Below are 17753 nucleotides of genomic sequence, written 5' to 3'. Positions count from 1 at the left end.
TCGCGATCCGGGCCAGATTCCCGCGTTGTGGGCCCGGATCGCGATGAGCGTCGCGCTGGCCGCCCCGCTCGGCTGGGTGGCCGCCCGGCTCGTCGGCGTCGGCCCGCTTCCGCTGAGCCTGGCGGTGGGACTGCTGGTCGGGCTCCTCGGGGTCCGGCCACAGAAGGTGCTGTTGGGACCGGTCGTGGGGGGCGCCGTGGGCGGGGCGGCGATCGCCAGCGGCTACCCCGTCCCCGGGGCGGTGGTGGCGGCCGGCGTGGTGCTGGCGTACCGGATCCTGTCGGCCCTGCTCTTCCGCGACGCACAGGTCAGTCTGCTGGCCGAGCGGGTCCCGGCGGAGGAACTGCCCTTTGTCGTTCCGCTGGCCGCCCGGACCCGGTACGTGGGGACCGACTACGTCCGGACCCTCGCCGCGTCGCTTGGCGGCGGGTACGTCGCGGACGCGCCGGACGTCGGGATCGTCTCCTCGCTCGACGAACTGGCTGGCCCGCAGTTCGACCCCGGTGCGGTGGAACCGCGGGTACGGGAGTTCTACGAGCACACCACCCGGTTCACGCTCGACATCGTGCCCCGGTGGCGGCTGTGGGTACGCCCCGGCTACCTGCTCTACCGCGCTCTGGTGGCACGCCCGCTCGGCCAGGCCAATGTGCCGGCGAACCAGCGCGAGACGCTGCGCGGCATCCGGAGCCGGATCGACACCATCAGCCCGACCGGGACCCAGGTGGTGGGCGTGCGGGGCTGGATCCGGTCCTTCGCCGACACCGACGAACCGATCTACGTCGGCATCTACACCACCTATCGGCGGGCCGGTCGTGGCTACGTCAGCGTCGGCTTTCCGCTCCCGCAGGCCAGCTTCACGGCCACCCTGGTCCCGCAGGCCCGCCCCGACGGTGGGCTGCTCCTGACCAGCCGCAGCGATCTCGACCAGCCCGGTCACTACCTGACCTTCGTCGACCCGGACACCGGAGAACTGACCGCCCTGGCGATGCACGGTTTCACGGAACAGCTCGATGTCTACGTCGAGGACGACGAGGTCCGCGCGGAGCACCGGTTCTGGCTCTTCGGCATTCCGTTCCTCGTCCTGCACTACCGGATGACCCGCAAGCACTACCGGATGACCCGCAAGTCGGCCCGGTAGCGACACTCCCGGGTACCGACCGGATTGCGCGGCGCGTGCCAATCCTCGCGTCGAAGCGCTTCCTTGCCCCACCGCCCGTATCCATTCCTGGCACTGCGCGGTTGACTGCTTACGGATCGTCAGCAGATTCCTGGGCTGTCGGCGAACCAGCCGATGGACCGATCGGAGATCCACGAGCCGACCGAGTCGACCGATTCGACGAGGTCGACCGATTCGACGAGGTCGACCGATTCGACCGGTTCGACGAAGTCGACCGCTGACGACCGGCCGGTGACGTCGCGCTGTACTCCCGGGAGGGGCCATGGCCATGTTCAAGAGGTTCGCGGCAAACCGGGCGGCCCGCGCGGAGCAGGCCAGGGGCGAGGGTGCCGCCACCCGGGCACCGAAGAACACGGTTCCGGCGGCCCGGGTCGGTGCCGATCCCCGGGCGGTCACGGCCGTCGACCCCTCCACCCCACCGGACTACTTCGGCTTCGTACCGAACTTCGCGTACAGCCCGCTGCCGGTGCTGGACGCCGCCGGGCAGGTGGTGGCCGGCACCGGGATCCGAAAATTCGTCACCGCGCTCCCCCAGCCCGGCCGTACCCCGAACGAGCTGGGCAACCTGATCCCGGTGGCCGTTCCGGACACCGTGACGTACCCGGGCTGTGACTACTACGAGATCGGCGTGCAGGAGTACCAGCAACGCCTGCACCAGGACCTGCCGCCGACCCGGCTGCGCGGATACCGGCAGCTCAACAACGGCACCGACGCGGGCGGGCACAACACGGTGGCGCCCCCGGGCCGCGCGTACCACCTCGGGCCGTTGATCCTGGCGCAGCGGGACCGGCCGGTCCGCGTCAAGTACGTCAACCAACTGCCGGTCGGGGCCGAGGGCAACCTCTTCCTGCCGGTGGATCCGACCATTCGGGGCGCCGGAACCGGCCTTCCAGCGACGGCGGGCACCGGCACCGGCCTTCCAGCGACGGCGGGCACCGGCACCGGCCTTCCGACGACGGTGAGCACCGGCACCGGTTTGCCGACGACGGTGAGCACCGGCACCGGTTTGCCGGGCGGCCGTCCGGTGTCGGTGCAGGTGCCGGGTACGGCCGGCGGGGCGCCGGGCGAGGCGGAGCCCTATCCACAGAACCGGTCCGCGGTCCACCTGCACGGCGGCCGTACCCCGTGGATCAGTGACGGCGGCCCGACGCAGTGGATCACACCGGCCGGCGAGACGACCGCACACCCGCACGGCGCCAGCTACGCCACCGTGCCCGACATGCCCGATCCCGGGACCGGTGCGGCAACCGCCTTCTACCCGAACCAGCAGAGCGGCCGGCTGCTCTGGTACCACGACCACACCGAGGGGATCGCCCGGCTGACCGTCTACTCCGGGCAGCTCGGCCTCTACCGGCTCGACGACCCGGTGCAGCGGCAGCTCCTCGACGAGGGGGTGCTGCCGGCCGAGGAGTTTCCCCTGGTCATCGGAGACAGGACCTTCGTACCGGACGACGCCCAACTCGCCGCGCAGGACCCGACCTGGGACATCGCCAACTGGGGCGGCAGGGGCAGCCTCTGGTTCCCGCACGTCTACATGCCCAATCAGAACCCCTACAACGAGTCCGGCACGAACCCGATGGGCCGATGGGACTACGGGCCCTGGTTCTGGCCGCCGTTCACCGGGACCACCCACGGACCGGCGCCGAACCCGTACCACGACCCGGAGATCCGGCCGTGGGAGCCGCCGATCCAGCCCGGCACCCCCACCCCGTCGGCGGTACCCGACGCGTTCGGAGACACCCCCCTGGTCAACGGCGCCGCCTACCCCTATCTTCGGCTGCGGCCCGCCGCGTACCGGTTCCGGATCCTCAACGCCTGCAACGACCGCAGCCTCAACCTTCAGCTCTACTATGCGGCGTCCAGCGCCCAGATGTGGGATCCGGACGGCACGCTGGCCGACGGCGACGCCGGTGAGGTGCCGATGGTGGCGGCCCGGCCGAACCCCGACTTCCCGCCGAGTTGGCCGACCGACGGCCGGTGCGGCGGAGTGCCCGACCCGGCGGCTGCCGGACCGGACTGGATCCAGATCGGCTCCGAGGCCGGTCTGCTGCCGGCGGTGGCGGTGCTGCCCAGCCAGCCGATCAACTACCAGTACAACCGCCGGGACGTCACCGTGCTCAACGTGACCGAGCACGCCCTGCTGCTCGGCCCGGGAGAACGGGCCGACGTGGTCGTCGACTTCTCCTCCGTACCGCCGGGGACGAACCTGATCCTCTACAACGACTGTCCCGCACCGATGCCGGGCTTCGACCCGCGCAACGACCAGTACACCGGCGACCCGGACCAGACCCCGGCCGGCGGGGCACCGAGCACGCTGCCCGGTTACGGCCCGAACACCCGGACCCTGATGCAGATCCAGGTGGTCGGCACGCCGGCCGCGCCGTTCGACATCGACCGGCTGCGGGAGCGGCTTCCCCTGGCGTACGGGCAGAGCCAGCCGCCGCCGATCGTGCCGCAGAAGGCGTACGACGCCGCGTTCGGCACCAGCACGCCGAGGAACACGTACGTGCCGATCGACGACACCTCGATCACCTTCACCCCGTACGGCGGCAGCGTCCCGGTGACCCTTGACCTGCGTCCGAAGGCGATCATCGCGGAGTTCGACCCCGAGTACGGGCGGATGAACTTCCTGCTCGGCGCGGAGCTGCCCAAGACCAGCACGCTGATCCAGACGACGATCCCGCTGACCCGGATCGACCCGCCGACCGAGATCCTGCACCCGTCGGATCCCGCCACCCCGGTCGGCTCCCCCGGCGACGGTACCCAGCTCTGGAAGATCACCCACAACGGGCTGGACACCCACGCCATCCACTTCCACCACGTCAACGTCCAGCTCGTCAACCGGGTCGGTCGGGACGGGGCGATCAAGCCGCCCGAGCCGAACGAGGTGGGTTGGAAGGACACCGTCCGGATGAACCCGTTCGAGGCCACGATCGTGGCGATCCGGCCGACCCTGCCCGAGCGGCTGCCGTTCAAGGTCCCGGACAGCGTCCGGCTGCACGATCCCAGCCAACCGGTCGGCTCGGTCCACGGGTACACCCAGGTCAACCCGAGGACCGGTGAACCGGCGATGGTGACCAACCGGCTGTACGACTTCGGTTGGGAGTACGTCTGGCACTGTCAGTTGCTCGGACACGCGGACCACCAGATGATCCGCCCGATGGTGCTGCGGTTCTCCCCGACCGCTCCGACCGGACTCGCGGTGCGGCCGGCGCCCGGCTCGGCCACCGTACTGCCGGCGATCGTGGTCGCCTGGACGAACAACTCCCGGCCGAACGTCGGCCCGTCGGCTCCCCGGGGTGTCACCAACAGCCTGATCCAGCGGGCCGCCGACGCCGCCTTCAGCCGGGGTGTGACCACGTTCGAGGTGCCCGCCACCGAGAACCGGTACGTCGACTCGACGGTCACCCCGGGGGTGACCTACTACTACCGGGTACGGGCGGAGAACAGCGTCGCCCACTCCGCCTACTCCAACACCGCCAGCACGCTGGTCCAGTTGCTGCCGCCCAGCGGGCTGGTGGCGACCGTGGCGAGCGGCCCACCGCTGCGGGTCAACCGGGGCTGGGTGAACCGGTCCTTCGCCACCACTGTGGACCTGCAGCGGGCCACCAATCCGACCTTCACCAACGGGCTGGTCACCACCACCATCGGGGTCACCGGCACCTGTCCGGACAGTCCCGTCGCGGCCGACACCACCTACTACTACCGGGTCCGGACCAGCTATCTGGGTGCGTCGTCACCGTGGTCCAACGTTTCCACAGTGGTCACTCCGGCCGTACCGGCGACGCCGACCGACCTCCGGCTGACGGATGCCAGCGGCACCACGGCCGGATCCGGCACCGCCGCGCTGACGGTCACCTGGTCCGTCCCGGTCACCAGCATGGTCACCGGTTTCACCCTGTACCGCGCCGCCAGCGCCAGCTTCACCACCGGGCTGGCGACGTTCACCCTTCCCGGCGGCACCCGGTCGTTCCGCGACACCGACCTGACCGGCGACACCGTTTACCACTACCGGATCCAGGCCGGCAACGCGGCCGGCTCGTCGGTGGTCAGCCGCTCCGTCTCGATCCGCACCCCACCGCTCTGACCGGCGCCGCCGGCCGCACCCCGGCGAAGGTCCGGAACCGGTACGGCGCCAGTGGTCAGACGCCCGTTCGGGGCATCCCACGGGTCGTCCGGAGTTCCGCGAGCGCGGTCGCCACGCCGCGCAGCAGATCGGTCGCCTCGGTGAGCCGGGAGACCGCACCGTGGCCGTCGCCGTCCCAGCCGTCCTCGGCGACGTAGCCGGCCGCCGCCGCGACCATGCGTTCGTACGCGGACACGCCCCCGTCGAGTTCGGCCAGCAGGGTTCGGTGGGCGGTGTCCAGGCCGACCCGGGTGTCAACGGGGGCAAACCGCCGCGCCCGGTCCACGCTGGCCACCCGGTCGGCCAGATCGCGCAACGACCGTTCCGCCACCGCCGCCTCCAGCGCCGCCGTACCGGCCGGGCCGGTCAGCCGTCCGGCGAGCCCGGCCATGGTCGCCGCGGCCCGGTCCAACCGGGCCCAGGGTTCTGCCGCGGACGAGCCGCGCAGGGCGATCCGGGCGCGCTGTCGGCGTACCTCGGCCAGCGCCTGGCGGCCGGCGGGCATCCGCTCGACGACGGCGACCAGCCGGGCGCGGGCCTGGTCGGCCGTGACCGGCTCGGGCGGCGGCGGCACCGGCTCCGCTGTCAGGGCCCGCAGGTCCGACCAGCGCCAGATCGCCAGCATGATCGATCCGCCGGCCGCCGCCGTCCAGGCCGCGTCCGGCAGCCCCAGTCCCTGGTACGGGGTGAGGATGGCGGCCGCCCCGCCCAGGCCGCCGGCCAGCACGCTCCAACGACGAACCGACCGGCGCAGGCTACGCAGCCGGCGCAGGTGACGGGCTCTCTGGTCGGCCACGTCGCCCCCTCCTCACTTCGGACCGCCGGCTCAGCCGGCGGCGCTGTTCCCGCCGGTCTGCTTGTCCCGGGCGAGGCTGGCGCGAATCTCGTCGAGCCGGGCCACCCCGGCGGGGTCCCCCGTCGGAGCCGCCGACTCAACCGCGGGGCCGCCCGCGCCGGCCAGCTTCTCGCCGGCCATGCTGGATCGGATCTGCTCCAGGCGGGACGCGCCGGCCAGGTCGAGGGTCGACTTCTGGATCTCCAGCATCCGCCCCTCGACCGAGTTGCCGGCCAGTTCGGCCCGCCCCATCGCGTTCGCGTAGCGCTGCTCGATCCGGTCCCGCACCTCGTCCAGCGAGGGCGTGTTACCCGGCGCGGCGAGTGCGGACATCGACTCCAGCGACCGCGCCACGCTCTCCTGCATCTTGGCCTGCTCAAGCTGGCTGAGCAGCTTGGCCCGCTCGGCCAGCTTCTGCTGGAGGATCATGGAGTTGTTCTCGACCGCCCGCCGGGCCTGCGCGGCAGCGCCGATGGCCTGGTCGTGCAGGGTCTTGAGGTCCTCGGTCGACTGCTCGGCGGCGACGAGCTGGGTGGCGACGGTCTGCGCGCTCTGCTCGTACTTGGTCGCCTCGGTCTCGTCGCCGGCGGCCCGGGCCCGATCGGCGAGCACCAGGGCCTGCCGGGCCATCCCCTGCAGGCGCTCGACCTCGGACATCTGCCGGGACAGCCGCATCTCGAGCTGACGCTGGTTGCCGATCACCGCCGCAGCCTGCTGCACGAGCGCCTGATGCTGACGCTGTGCATCCTCGATGGCCTGCTGGATCTGCACCTTGGGATCGGCGTACTCATCGATCTTGGCGCCGAACAAGGCCATCATGTAACGCCAGCCCTTGACGAACGGGTTCGCCATTTCCCGGTATCCCCTCAGTGTGATCGCTCCGGAAGCCGTGTCGGCCGGCCCGTCTCGGCGCCCGCGCGACACGATCTCCATCGTCCCAGTCTCGCGCCACCCCGGCATACAACCTCAGGGGGATATCCACCGGATATGCCGCTAGGGGGCCACCGTAACGCGGTACGCCCCCACCGAGCCACACCTTCCCGACCCGTCCGTACGCGATCCCCGGCGGGACCAGCCCCGGGCGGGGCGGTGACAGCGGCCGGACCACCCCCTGCGGAGGCTGTGCCCCGCCCGATGAACCGGTGAGCCCGGACCGCCGTCGTCAGGCGACGCAGACGACGTCACGCTCGGGGTTGGCGGACGGCTGGATCCGGCGGGTGGTCCGCAGGGTCGCCTTCAGCGGTGATTCCTGCCGGACCGTCACCGACACGGTCCCGTCGGTCGTGATCTGCCGTACGGTGTCGGCCGCCGCAAGCTGACGTACCCCGGCGTCGGCCAGGCTGCGTACCGCCGGCTCGGCCATACCTGCTCGGGGCAGGTGTGCCTCCACCTGCGCGGACTGGGTCGCGGGCTCGCCCCGGACCGGCTGACTCCGGGCCGGCTCGGCCTCCACGGGCTGCTGGGCCATCCGTTCGGCCGCCGGGCGCTCCTGCGCCGGCACCAGCACCCCGGGTACCTGCTCGGCCACCTCGACGGTGTCACTCACGTCGCGGAGCAGCTCCGAGAGCCGGGCCCCGAGGGCGTCACAGATGGCCGCCAACAGCTCGCTCGACGCTTCCTTCTGCCCGCGCTCGATCTCGGAGAGGTAGCCGAGGCTGACATTGGCGGCGGAGGACACCTCGCGCAGGGTCCGGTGCTGCCCCTGCCGACGCGCCCGTAGCGCGTCGCCGATCACCCGGCGTAGCAGGACCATCGCACCTCCCGTGTCGCGGGACCAAGACTTCCCGGACGTCGGACCGGCGCCGCCGCGTCGATCACACCGCAGGAGCGGTGGTGACCCACGACGTCGACTGCCCGAGCCTTCCCGCAACCGTACCCGGTACGGCCGCTTCCGACATCCCGGCCCGCCACTCCGGCCCGGTGCAGCCCGCCCGGCTCAGCCCGCTCGGTGCAGTCCGCCCGGTTCAGCCCGCCCGGTTCAGCCCGCCCGGCTCGCCGGACTTCCGCCGGCCCCGTCGTGCAGCCGGTCGGCCAGCAGCCGCAGCGCGCCGGTCACCGCTCCGATCCGGATCCGCAGCCTGTTGCCGTCGAGTTCGAGGCGCCGCACGACGGTGCCGGGCGGTCCCGCCGCCGCCACGAAGACCAGACCCACCGGCTTGCCGTCCTGTGGTTCCGGTCCGGCCACTCCGGTGGTGGCGAGGCACCAGTCCGCCGCACAACGCACCCGGCCGCCCTCGGCCAGCGCCACCGCGACGTCCGGGTCGACGGCCCCGCGTGCGGCCAGCAGATCCGCCGGCACACCGGCAAGCGACGACTTCAGCTCGGTCGCGTACGTCACCAGACCGCCCCGGAACACGCTGCTCACCCCGGCGATGTCGACGATCGCCGCCGCCAGCAGCCCACCGGTGAGCGATTCGACCACCGCCAGGCTCTCGCCCCGGTCGGCGAGCGCGTGCACGACCGCCGCCGCCGCGCTGTCGACGGCGCGTACCGGGTCATCCACTCGAGCCCCCCGCGTGCTCCGTCCGGGCGTCGGACGCTCCCACACCGGCCGCCCGGACCGGGCGGCGCAGTCGCAGCGCCCGCACCACGTAGTCGAGCCCGGTCAGCACCGTCACGACGACGGCGACGGCCAGGATCCACGGACCGACGCCGACCAGTCCGGCGGGGACCGGCCAGAGGTACCAGACGATCGCCAGGATCTGGACGGCGGTCTTGGCCTTCCCACCCCGGCTGGCCGCGATGACGCCGTACCGGATCACCCAGAAACGGATAAGCGTGACCCCGAACTCGCGGGCCAGGATCAGCACGGTGATCCACCAGGGAATACGGTCATACCAGGACAGTAAGACCAATGCGGTGCCGGTCAGCGCCTTGTCGGCGATCGGGTCGGCCACCTTCCCGAAAGAGGTCACCAGGGCGTAGCGGCGGGCGATCCACCCGTCGACCAGATCCGTCATCGACGCGAACGCGAAGGTCAGACAGGCCGCCACCCGCCAACCCGGGTGGACCATGTCGGAGGCGACCACCAGACCGATGAACACCGGTACCAGCGCCAGGCGGAGCGCGGTCAGCGCGTTCGCCGCGTTCACGATCGGTACCGGGCCGACCCGCCCCGGCTCGGCGTCGAGCGTGCCGGCGGCCCGCCCCGGGCCTCCCGCCGAGACCGGAACCGCTCCTACCGGGGCGGCCGGCACCGGAACGCCCGCGTTGGCCGGCACGGAGTCTGCGGCCTCGGTCACGACGTCATCCCGCCGCACCTGGCGTCACCCGGCCGGCGGCACGCCCCGGAGAGGCTGCCGCGCTCACCGGCGTCACCCCACCCCACGCGGCGCAGCCGAGATCATCTCTTCCGGTACGGCGATCAGGTCCACGCCCTCCGTACCGGTCACCGTCGCCCGGACCAGGTCACCCGGACGAAGTACGGCGAGGTCGACACCGCCGCCGGTCGGCGCGACCAGGGTGGTGGAGCCGTCCACCTCCGGCGCCTGATGGGCCGCCCGGCCCTCCAGCACGCCGTCCTGTACGGAGTCGACCAGCACCTCGACGGTCGAGCCGAGCCGCTCCTCCGCACGCTGCGAGCAGAGCTCGTCGGCCAACGCGGACAACCGGTCGTAGCGGCGCTTCACCGTCGCCGCCGAGACCTTGCCCGGCAGGCCGGCGGCCTCCGTACCGTCCTCGTCGCTGTAGTCGAAGACGCCGATCGCGTCCAGCCGGGCGGCGGAGAGGAAGCGGACCAGCTCCTCGACGTCGCCACGGGTCTCGCCGGGAAAACCGACGATGACGTTGCTCCGCGCCCCGGCCTCGGGAGCGAACTGCCGGACCAGCGCGAGAAGTTCGAGGAACCGGGCGTTCGATCCGAACCGTCGCATCCGCCGCAGCACCGGCTCGCTCGAATGCTGGAACGACAGGTCGAAGTACGCGGCCACCCCGGGCGTGGTGGCGATCGCCTCCACCAGGCCGGGCCGGGTCTCCGCCGGTTGCAGATAGCTGGCCCGGACCCGGACGATTCCGTCGATCGCGGCGAGCTGCGGCAGCAGCTTCTCCAGCAGCCGGGGATCCCCCAGGTCCTTGCCGTACGACGTGGAGTTCTCGCTGACCAGCACCAGTTCGCGGACTCCGGAGCCGGCCAGCCACTCGGCCTCGGCCAGCAGTTCGTCGGGGGTACGCGAGACGAATGCGCCACGGAACGCCGGAATGGCGCAGAACGCGCACCGCCGGTCACAGCCGCTGGCCAGCTTGAGCGAGGCGACCGGGCCGGAGTCGAGCCGATGACGCATGACCTGACGGAGATGCGCGGGGGTGTGTTCGTCGGCGACCAGGGTGCCGCCGGCCGGTCGGGTTCCGGCGCTGGCGTGGCCGGGCACCACGACCGCGCTGCGTTGCCGGGCCACCGGGGTCAACGGCAGCAGCTCACGCCGGTCCCGGGGGGTGTGCGCGGTGATCTTGTCACCGGCGAGGACCGCGTCGAGCCGGGCCGAGATGTCCGGATAGTCGTCGAAGCTGAGCACCGCCTCGGCCTCGGGCAGGCTGTCGGCCAGCTCCCGCCCGTACCGCTCGGCCATGCAACCGGCCGCGACCACCTTGGCCCCGGTGTCGGCGGCGGCCATCAGGGTCTGGATCGAGTCCTGCTTGGCCTTCTCGACGAAGCCACAGGTGTTGACCAGGACGACGTCGGCGCCCTCGCCGTCGGTGCTCACCTGCCAGCCGTCGGCGTGCAGCCGGGCCGCCAGCTCCTCCGAGTCGACCTCGTTGCGGGCACAGCCGAGGGTCAGCAGTGCGACCCGGCGGCCGGGAATTGCGGAGGAGGCAGCGGCAGACACCATCCGAGGGTACCGGGAGCGCCGGACATGCCGTCCACGGCAGGCTGTCCGCGTCGAATCGCTCACTCCGGCCGGGCAGCCCGATCCGCTTCCTGACCCGGAGCACCGGGACCCGTCGCTCCGGCGTCCTGCCGAGTCAGCCGATCAAGCAGGAAGACCTCGCCGCCGGCCATACCGACCGCGCAGAACACGGTCACCTGGTCCGCCGTGGTCCGGCCCGGGACCGCCCCGGCGAGCACCGCGCCCAGCGGGCGCAACCGTGCGGCGTACGGCGGCACGGCGGCGAGCATCGGCGGATCGTACGCCCCGGCCTGGGCCATCGAGTCGGTGACCAGCAGATCCGCCCGGTCCAGCAGATCCGTGCCGAACTCCGCCCGGCCGACCTGCTTGTACCCCACGGTGCTCAGGTGGGTGCCGGGGCGGAGGTCGGCGGCCGAGATCACCGGAGTGGGGCTGGTGGTGGCGAGCACCACCACGTCCCGCCCGCGAACCGCCTCCGACACGCGGGACACCGCCCGTGCCGGGATGCCCAGTTCGGCCCGGACCCGGGCCGCGAACTTCTCCCGTCCGGCCGGGGTACGGCTGTGCACGGTGACCTCACGGAGCCGGCGTACCGCCGCGATCGCCCAGACCTGCGCCCACGCCTGGCCCCCGGCACCGATCACCCCGAGCGTGTCCGCCTCCGGCCGGGCGAGCGCGTCCACCGCCACCCCGCCGAGCGCCCCGGTACGGCGGGACCCGATCTCCTCGCCGACCGCGATCGCCCGGACCCGACCCGTACCCGCGTCGTGCAGGGCGACCACCTGCTCGGCCTCGGAATGCCCGAAGGTGTCGTACGAGCAGAAGCCGTACCAGTTCCCGGCCGACTCCCCCGCCGCCACCACCAGCCGGCCGCCGAGCAGCGGGGCGGAGACCCGGGGCGGCGCGACGAGCCGCCCCTCGTACGCGGCGACCAGCGCCTCCCGGATCGTCGCAACGGCCGTCCTGGGGTCCAGCCGGGCCGCCACCTCGGCGTCGCTGAGAAGCACGGTCATCCGTCGAGCTTGCTAGCTCAAGCATGGTTGAGGTCAAGGAGGGGCCCCTTCTTATCGCTTTCCGTTGTAGAAGGGCCCCCTTCTAACACCTCAGCCATCGGGCTCACACCTCAGTTGTCGGGGCGGAGCGCCGCCAGGGCCTCCTCCAACTCGTCCGGCTTGACCAGCACGTCGCGGGCCTTCGAGCCCTCGGACGGCCCGACGATGCCCCGGGTCTCCATCAGGTCCATCAGCCGGCCCGCCTTGGCGAAGCCGACCCGGAGCTTGCGCTGGAGCATCGAGGTCGAGCCGAACTGGGAGGTGACCACCAGCTCGACCGCCTGGACGAGGACGTCGAGGTCGTCCCCGATGTCCTCGTCGACCTTCTTCCTGGTCTCCTGCGCCGGGGCGAGTACGTCCGACCGGAACTCCGGCTCGCGCTGGTTCTTGCAGAACTTGACGATGTCGTCGATCTCGCCCTCGGTGACCCAGGCGCCCTGGATGCGTACCGGTTTCGAGGCGCCCATCGGCAGGAAGAGTCCGTCGCCCCGGCCGATCAGCTTCTCCGCCCCTGGCTGGTCGAGGATGACCCGGGAGTCGGCCAGCGACGAGGTCGCGAAGGCCAACCGGGACGGCACGTTCGCCTTGATCAGACCGGTCACCACGTCGACCGAGGGACGCTGGGTGGCCAGCACCAGGTGGATGCCGGCGGCGCGGGCGAGCTGGGTGATCCGGACCACCGAGTCCTCCACGTCGCGCGGGGCGACCATCATCAGGTCGGCCAGCTCGTCGACGATCACCAGCAGGTACGGGTACGGCCGGATCTCCCGCTCGCTGCCCGGCGGCGGCTTGACCTGGCCGGCCCGCACCTTGCGGTTGTAGTCGTCGATGTGCCGTACCCCGGCGGCGGCGAGGTCGTCGTAGCGCATGTCCATCTCGCGGACCACCCAGTCGAGCGAGTCCGCCGCCTTCTTCGGGTTGGTGACGATCGGCGTCACCAGGTGCGGGACGCCCTCGTAGTTGGTCATCTCGACCCGCTTGGGGTCGATCAGCAGCAGCCGCACCTCGTCCGGAGTCGCCCGGGTCAAAATGGACACGAGCAGCGAATTCAGGCATGAGCTCTTGCCGGCACCGGTGGCGCCCGCGATCAGGATGTGCGGCATCTTCGCGAGGTTGGCCACCACGAAGCCACCCTCGATGTCCTTGCCGAGCGCCACCACCATCGGGTGGTGATCGGCCGCCGCCGCCCGGGACCGGAGCACGTCGCCGAGCGCCACGTCCTCGCGGTCGCTGTTCGGGATCTCCACCCCGACCGCGCTCTTGCCCGGGATCGGGCTGAGGATCCGGACGTCCGGGGACTTGACCGCGTACGCGATGTTGCGGGAGAGCTGCGTGATCCGCTCCACCTTGACGCCGTGTCCCAGCTCGACCTCGTACCTGGTCACGGTCGGCCCCCGGGTGAAGCCGGTCACCGCGGCGTCCACGTCGAACTGGTCGAAGACCCCGGTCAGCGCGGCGATGACCTCGTCGTTGGCCCGGCTGCGGGTCTTCGGCGCGCCACCCGGGCGCAGCAGGTTGGCCGGGGGCAGCGTGTAGTCCCCGGCCAGTCCGGTGATCGCCAACTGCTCGGCCCGGGTCGGTGGCGCCGAGTGCTCCGGCGGCTCGGGGGCCTTACGGGCGGCGGGCACCTTTGCCGGCGGCCTGCGCGGCGGCGAGACGGTCTCGGACGGCGGGCCGTCGTCGAGGTCGAGGTCGTCGTCGGTCAGGTCGGGGCGGGCGGACCGGCGTCGGGCCGGGCGGCGCCCCACGGCGCCCCGCGTCGACTCCTCCGCCTCGGGCTCGTCGGTCTCGGGCCGACCCAGCACCGCCCCGGCCAGCAGGCCGAGTCGCTCCGGGACCTTGTTGAGCGGGGTCGCGGTGACCACCAGCAGCCCGAACAGCAACAGCAGGACCAGCAGTGGCACCGCCACCCAGGCGCTGACCGCCTGTTCGAGCGGCTGCCCGACGCCGGCTCCGATCAGGCCACCGGCGTAGTCCCGCTCGATGTTGGTCACCGGATGCTGGCCGATGTGCAGCAGTGCGGCCGTGGAGACGACAAGGGCCGTCCAACCGACCAGTCCCCGTCCCCGGTGTTCCGACTCGCCCGGCTCCCGCATCAGCCGGACCGCCCCGATCAGCAGCAGGACCGGCAGGACGATGGAGATCGCGCCGAAGAACAGCCGGATGGTGTCGGCGAGTTGACCGCCGACCGGTCCGGCCGAGCGGAACCAGACCGCCACGCCGCTCAGGATCGCCAGCCCGAGCAGCAGCAGACCGGCGCCGTCCCGTCGGTGTTCCGGGTCGAGGTCGCGGGCGGTCGCCGCCTGCCGCCCCGCGGCCCGCATGGCCCAGCCGACGCTGTGAGCCAGCCCCATCCACGCCGCGCCGACAGCGCGGCCGACGTACACCGCCGGACTGGTCCGGACCGGACGGCGTGCGGCCGCGGCTCGGGCCCGGGTGGACTGCCGCGCCCGGGTGGTGCCGGCACGGGTAGCGCCGGCACGACTGGCGCCGGCTCGGGTGGTCGACCCGTTCCGGCGCCGGTTCGGCTGAGAGGAGGCACGGCCCGCCATAAGTTCACACGGTAGCGGCGTGCGCTGAGGAATCCCCGCTTTTGCGCGCCGTGTCTGCCGGACTACTGCCTCGGACGACCGACCACCACCTCGGACAACCGGACTACCGGGGCCAAACCGTGCCGCATACCATCACGGACGAAGTTGAAGCCGTCCAGGAAGGATTCGCATGCCCGCGCCGGATTTCCAGGACGCGTCGGAGCTGCCCGATGGTGGCCGGCCGCAACACCTGCAGCCGCTGACCAACGAACTTCTCGCCACCGTGCTGGACGGCCGGGGCTACACCTACTACACCGATTCGGACGGTGACCTGGTCGGACGGTGGGACGACAACGTCATCTACTTCTTCCGGCTCGGTACGGCCGGCGAGTTGCTGCAGATCCGTACGATCGCCGCCAGCCGGTTCTCGATCGACGACGTGCCCGGCCTCTACGCATTCTGCAACTCCTGGAACCTGGACCGGTTCTGGCCGAAGGCGTTCGTGCACGTCAACGACGACGGCAGCGTCCGGGTGTGCGGCGAGGTCGTCACCGATCTCGAACACGGCGTCACCGTCCGGCAGCTCGACCAGTTGATCGGCTGCGGCATCTCGACCGGCTGTCAGATGTCGGAAGCCGTGGCAGGGCTGCAACCCTGAGTAAACTCACCGGACCGGCCGACCCACACCTCGACCACCCGTCGGTCCGGCCCGCCCCGCACCTCGACCGCCCGTCGGTCCGGCCCGCCCCGAGGAGACCACGTCCATGATCCAGCGCAGGTGGGAGGCCGCGTGACCCCGGACGAACTGCTCTCCGCGCTGGAGGACGCCCGGGACATGCCGGACGGCGACTCCAAGATCGAAGAGCTGGATCGGATCGTCGCCCACGCGGACGCGGCGCAGGACGTACGGCTCGGCGTCACGGCCCGGCTCACGCTGATCGAGGCGCACACCTGCCACACCGAACGGTGGCGGATGCTCGCGCCGTTCGAGTGGTGCCTCGCCGCCTTCGACCGGGACCCGGCACTGTTCGATCCGGCCGAGACGGAACTGCTGCGCTGGTACCACAAGTGGGCGGTGGCCACCCTCCGCGACACCTCGCGGGTGGGCCTGGCCCGCACCGAGGAGACCCTCGCGGATCTGGAACGGCGGCTCCGGTCCGGCGGGCACAGCCTCCACGCCGCGTACAGCCTGCGGTGCCGGATCGCGGACCACGTCGGCGACGAGTCGACGGCCCGGGACTGGTTCGCCCGGTGGCGCGCCGCGCCCCGCGACGAGAACAGCGACTGTGCCGGCTGCGATCCGGCCAACCAGGCGAAGCTGTTGACCGCGTGGGGGCGGTGGAGCGAGGCGGTCGAGGTCGCCCAGCCGGTGTTGACCGGCGTGCTGGGCTGCCCCGAACAGCCGGAACGGACCCTCGCGTCGGTGCAACTGGCGTACCTGCGACTGGGCCGGTACGACGACGCCGCCCAGGCTCACGTCCGGGCGTACCGACGACACCGCCACGAACGCGACGCGTTCCCGTACCTCGCCGACCACCTTCGGTTCTGTGCGCTGACCGGGCACCACGAACGCGGCCTGGACATCCTCGGAAGGCATCTGGAGTGGCTGGACCGCCCGTACGACGAGTGCTCGGCAATGGAGTTCGCCGCCGCCGGTGCCCTGCTCTGCCGGCTGGCCGCCGCCGCCGGCTTCGAGCGGTACTCGATACCTCGCCCGGCGTACGCCGAGCGGCTCGCCGCGGAGCTGACCGTCGCCGCGCTCGGTGCCGAACTGCTGGCCGCCGCCCAGGACCTCGCCGGCCGGTTCGACGCCCGCAACGGGACCAGCCACCAGTCCGGGCGGATGGCGGGCTGGCTCGCCGAGCGGCCGGTTCCGGGCGTGGGAACGCTGCCGCCGGACGGGCCGGTCGACGAGGAGCCGCCGACGGACCGGATTACGGCGGCCGGCCGGCACGAACTGGTCGGCCCGCTCACCGTGGCGGCCATCGTCGAGGTCCTGCGGGAGCGGGCGGACCACTACGTGGTCGATCCGGACGGTACGGTCAACGGCCGGTGGGGCGAGGCGCTGATCCAGTTCCACCGGTTCGGCGAACGGCGGGAGATCCTGCACGCCCGGGTGATCGCCGAGCGCCGGCTGCCGGCGGACCGGCTCGCCGAGGCGTACGAGTTCTGCAACGCCTGGAACCACGACCGGCTGTTGCCCAAGGCGTACGTGCAGGAGGTCGGGGACGGCGAGCTGATCCTCGCCGGTGACGTCACCACCGATCTGGAGCACGGCGTCGCCGCTGGTCAGCTCGGCATTCTGATCAACGCGACGCTCGCCACCGGAGCCGCCTTCGCGGCTGCGGTGGCCGCGCTGCCCTGAGCCGGTGGAACAGGCCGACCCAGGAGACCAGCACCAGCACCGCGACGAGGGCCTGGGCCAGCACCGCGTACCGCTCGGGATAGATCACGCCCTCGATGTAGCGGTCGATGAAGCCCTGCCGGACGCCGGTCTCCCCGGCCCGCTGCCGGGCCCAGTGCTCGGCGTAGGTGAGCGGGCAGGCCAGCCGGGCCGCGACCACCGTCACACCCCAGGCCGCCGCCGCCAGGTGCAGCCAGACGGTGCGCGGCCAGCGCCAGGCCAGGAAGCCGCCGACCACCAGGTACGCCAGGAAGCCGAAGTGCAGCGTCAGGACCAATATGATCAACGTTCGGTAGCCCATCGCCAGCCCTCCCGCCGGCAAGGCTACCGACCGGAACGGCCGGCGGACCGGGTACGGATACCTAGTCCGCCGACCGTGTGGGCAGCGTCATCGCGGTCGTCCGGACCGCTCCATCCTCAGCTCAGCGAGAAGCCCAGGGCGTAGCTGCCGGAGCCGCGCCGGGACTCGACCCGGTAGCGGTAGAACCCGGTGGTGCCGTTGTAGGAGAGTCGCTCGTCGGCGCCCGGCCCGTCGGCCACGGCGACGGTCCGCCAGCCGCCCCGGCTCCACTTCTGCAGAACCAGGTCGAAGTTGGCCCCGGCGGGTCCGTCCAGGCAGCCGGTGTGGCGGCCCTTGCCGGCCCGGAAGTAGCGACCGGCCGGCTGCACCTGCCGGCGGCCGTTGCCGAGGGTGGCCGCTTTGGTCACCTTGTGGTCGGCACATTCGGAGCCGGGCGGCGCCGCCGTGGGCGGCGGGGTGGCGGCCGGCGGCTCGGTCGCGGCG

The 17753-nt window shown here is 72.2% G+C and carries 13 protein-coding genes and 1 pseudogene; 4 read left to right on the top strand and 10 right to left on the bottom strand.

The genetic code is table 11. The features are described 5' to 3' along the window. On the top strand, positions 1-1138 hold a 1138-nt coding region (locus tag I0C86_RS16170; protein ID WP_196202056.1), incomplete at its 5' end, for a hypothetical protein. Between the two features lie 301 nt (positions 1139-1439). Further along, positions 1440-5264 carry a multicopper oxidase domain-containing protein gene (locus I0C86_RS16165; RefSeq protein WP_196202055.1) on the top strand — a complete coding sequence of 1275 codons (3825 nt, stop codon included), beginning with the start codon at positions 1440-1442 and terminating at the stop codon, positions 5262-5264. Between the two features lie 55 nt (positions 5265-5319). On the opposite strand, the gene pspM is transcribed toward I0C86_RS16165, so the two are convergent. From pspM to I0C86_RS16125, 8 genes are all read right to left on the bottom strand, one after another. Then, positions 5320-6099 (bottom strand): phage shock envelope stress response protein PspM, encoded by a 780-nt coding sequence (gene pspM, locus I0C86_RS16160; RefSeq protein WP_196202054.1) that lies wholly within the window; start codon positions 6097-6099, stop codon positions 5320-5322. 30 nt (positions 6100-6129) lie between these two features. Further along, entirely contained in the window at positions 6130-6990 is an 861-nt protein-coding gene (locus I0C86_RS16155; protein WP_196202053.1) for a PspA/IM30 family protein, read from the bottom strand. Positions 6991-7300: 310 nt separating this feature from the next. After that, positions 7301-7891 carry a helix-turn-helix domain-containing protein gene (locus I0C86_RS16150; RefSeq protein ID WP_196202052.1) on the bottom strand — a complete coding sequence of 197 codons (591 nt, stop codon included), beginning with the start codon at positions 7889-7891 and terminating at the stop codon, positions 7301-7303. A gap of 225 nt (positions 7892-8116) precedes the next feature. Continuing rightward, positions 8117-8641: a CinA family protein gene (locus I0C86_RS16145; protein ID WP_196202051.1), complete on the bottom strand. Its 525-nt coding sequence runs from the start codon at positions 8639-8641 to the stop codon at positions 8117-8119. Beyond that, on the bottom strand, positions 8634-9233 hold the full coding sequence (gene pgsA / locus I0C86_RS16140; RefSeq protein ID WP_196202058.1) for a CDP-diacylglycerol--glycerol-3-phosphate 3-phosphatidyltransferase: 600 nt from the start codon (positions 9231-9233) through the stop codon (positions 8634-8636). The genes I0C86_RS16145 and pgsA overlap by 8 nt, the downstream gene beginning before the upstream one ends. Positions 9234-9452: 219 nt before the next feature. Further along, entirely contained in the window at positions 9453-10964 is a 1512-nt protein-coding gene (gene rimO / locus I0C86_RS16135) for a 30S ribosomal protein S12 methylthiotransferase RimO (protein ID WP_196202050.1), read from the bottom strand. A gap of 59 nt (positions 10965-11023) precedes the next feature. Continuing rightward, positions 11024-11995 (bottom strand): ornithine cyclodeaminase family protein, encoded by a 972-nt coding sequence (locus I0C86_RS16130; RefSeq protein WP_196202049.1) that lies wholly within the window; start codon positions 11993-11995, stop codon positions 11024-11026. Positions 11996-12105: 110 nt separating this feature from the next. Continuing rightward, positions 12106-14586, bottom strand: coding sequence for an FtsK/SpoIIIE family DNA translocase (locus I0C86_RS16125; protein ID WP_196202048.1), 2481 nt, complete (start codon positions 14584-14586; stop codon positions 12106-12108). 169 nt (positions 14587-14755) lie between these two features. Between I0C86_RS16125 and I0C86_RS16120 the strand changes: the two genes are divergently transcribed. Both I0C86_RS16120 and I0C86_RS16115 read left to right on the top strand, forming a co-directional pair. Beyond that, positions 14756-15223 (top strand): YbjN domain-containing protein, encoded by a 468-nt coding sequence (locus I0C86_RS16120; RefSeq protein ID WP_196202047.1) that lies wholly within the window; start codon positions 14756-14758, stop codon positions 15221-15223. Between the two features lie 132 nt (positions 15224-15355). Next, positions 15356-16930 carry a type III secretion system chaperone family protein gene (locus tag I0C86_RS16115; protein WP_323373666.1) on the top strand — a complete coding sequence of 525 codons (1575 nt, stop codon included), beginning with the start codon at positions 15356-15358 and terminating at the stop codon, positions 16928-16930. Here I0C86_RS16115 and I0C86_RS16110 read toward each other — a convergent pair. Together I0C86_RS16110 and I0C86_RS16105 are read right to left on the bottom strand one after the other, a co-directional pair. After that, entirely contained in the window at positions 16872-17255 is a 384-nt protein-coding gene (locus I0C86_RS16110; RefSeq protein WP_230394250.1) for a DUF2784 domain-containing protein, read from the bottom strand. The two genes, I0C86_RS16115 and I0C86_RS16110, sit on opposite strands and share 59 nt — an antisense overlap. 131 nt (positions 17256-17386) lie before the next feature. Beyond that, positions 17387-17753 (bottom strand): annotated as a pseudogene (locus I0C86_RS16105) (S1 family peptidase); the annotation flags it as partial.

Source organism: Plantactinospora alkalitolerans, assembly GCF_015690345.1.
GTDB lineage: Bacteria > Actinomycetota > Actinomycetes > Mycobacteriales > Micromonosporaceae > Plantactinospora > Plantactinospora alkalitolerans.
Note: the sequence above shows the minus strand (reverse complement) of the source record. Positions and strands in the feature narration are given on the sequence as shown.

What these genes read in the sequence shown, in the direction of transcription:
- I0C86_RS16165 (WP_196202055.1), top strand. Translation starts at nt 1,440, where the DNA reads ATGGCCATGTTCAAGAGGTTCGCGGCAAACCGGGCGGCCCGCGCGGAG.
- I0C86_RS16120 (WP_196202047.1), top strand. Translation starts at nt 14,756, where the DNA reads ATGCCCGCGCCGGATTTCCAGGACGCGTCGGAGCTGCCCGATGGTGGC.
- I0C86_RS16155 (WP_196202053.1), bottom strand. Translation starts at nt 6,990, where the DNA reads ATGGCGAACCCGTTCGTCAAGGGCTGGCGTTACATGATGGCCTTGTTC.
- I0C86_RS16130 (WP_196202049.1), bottom strand. Translation starts at nt 11,995, where the DNA reads ATGACCGTGCTTCTCAGCGACGCCGAGGTGGCGGCCCGGCTGGACCCC.
- I0C86_RS16150 (WP_196202052.1), bottom strand. Translation starts at nt 7,891, where the DNA reads ATGGTCCTGCTACGCCGGGTGATCGGCGACGCGCTACGGGCGCGTCGG.
- rimO (WP_196202050.1), bottom strand. Translation starts at nt 10,964, where the DNA reads ATGGTGTCTGCCGCTGCCTCCTCCGCAATTCCCGGCCGCCGGGTCGCA.
- I0C86_RS16125 (WP_196202048.1), bottom strand. Translation starts at nt 14,586, where the DNA reads ATGGCGGGCCGTGCCTCCTCTCAGCCGAACCGGCGCCGGAACGGGTCG.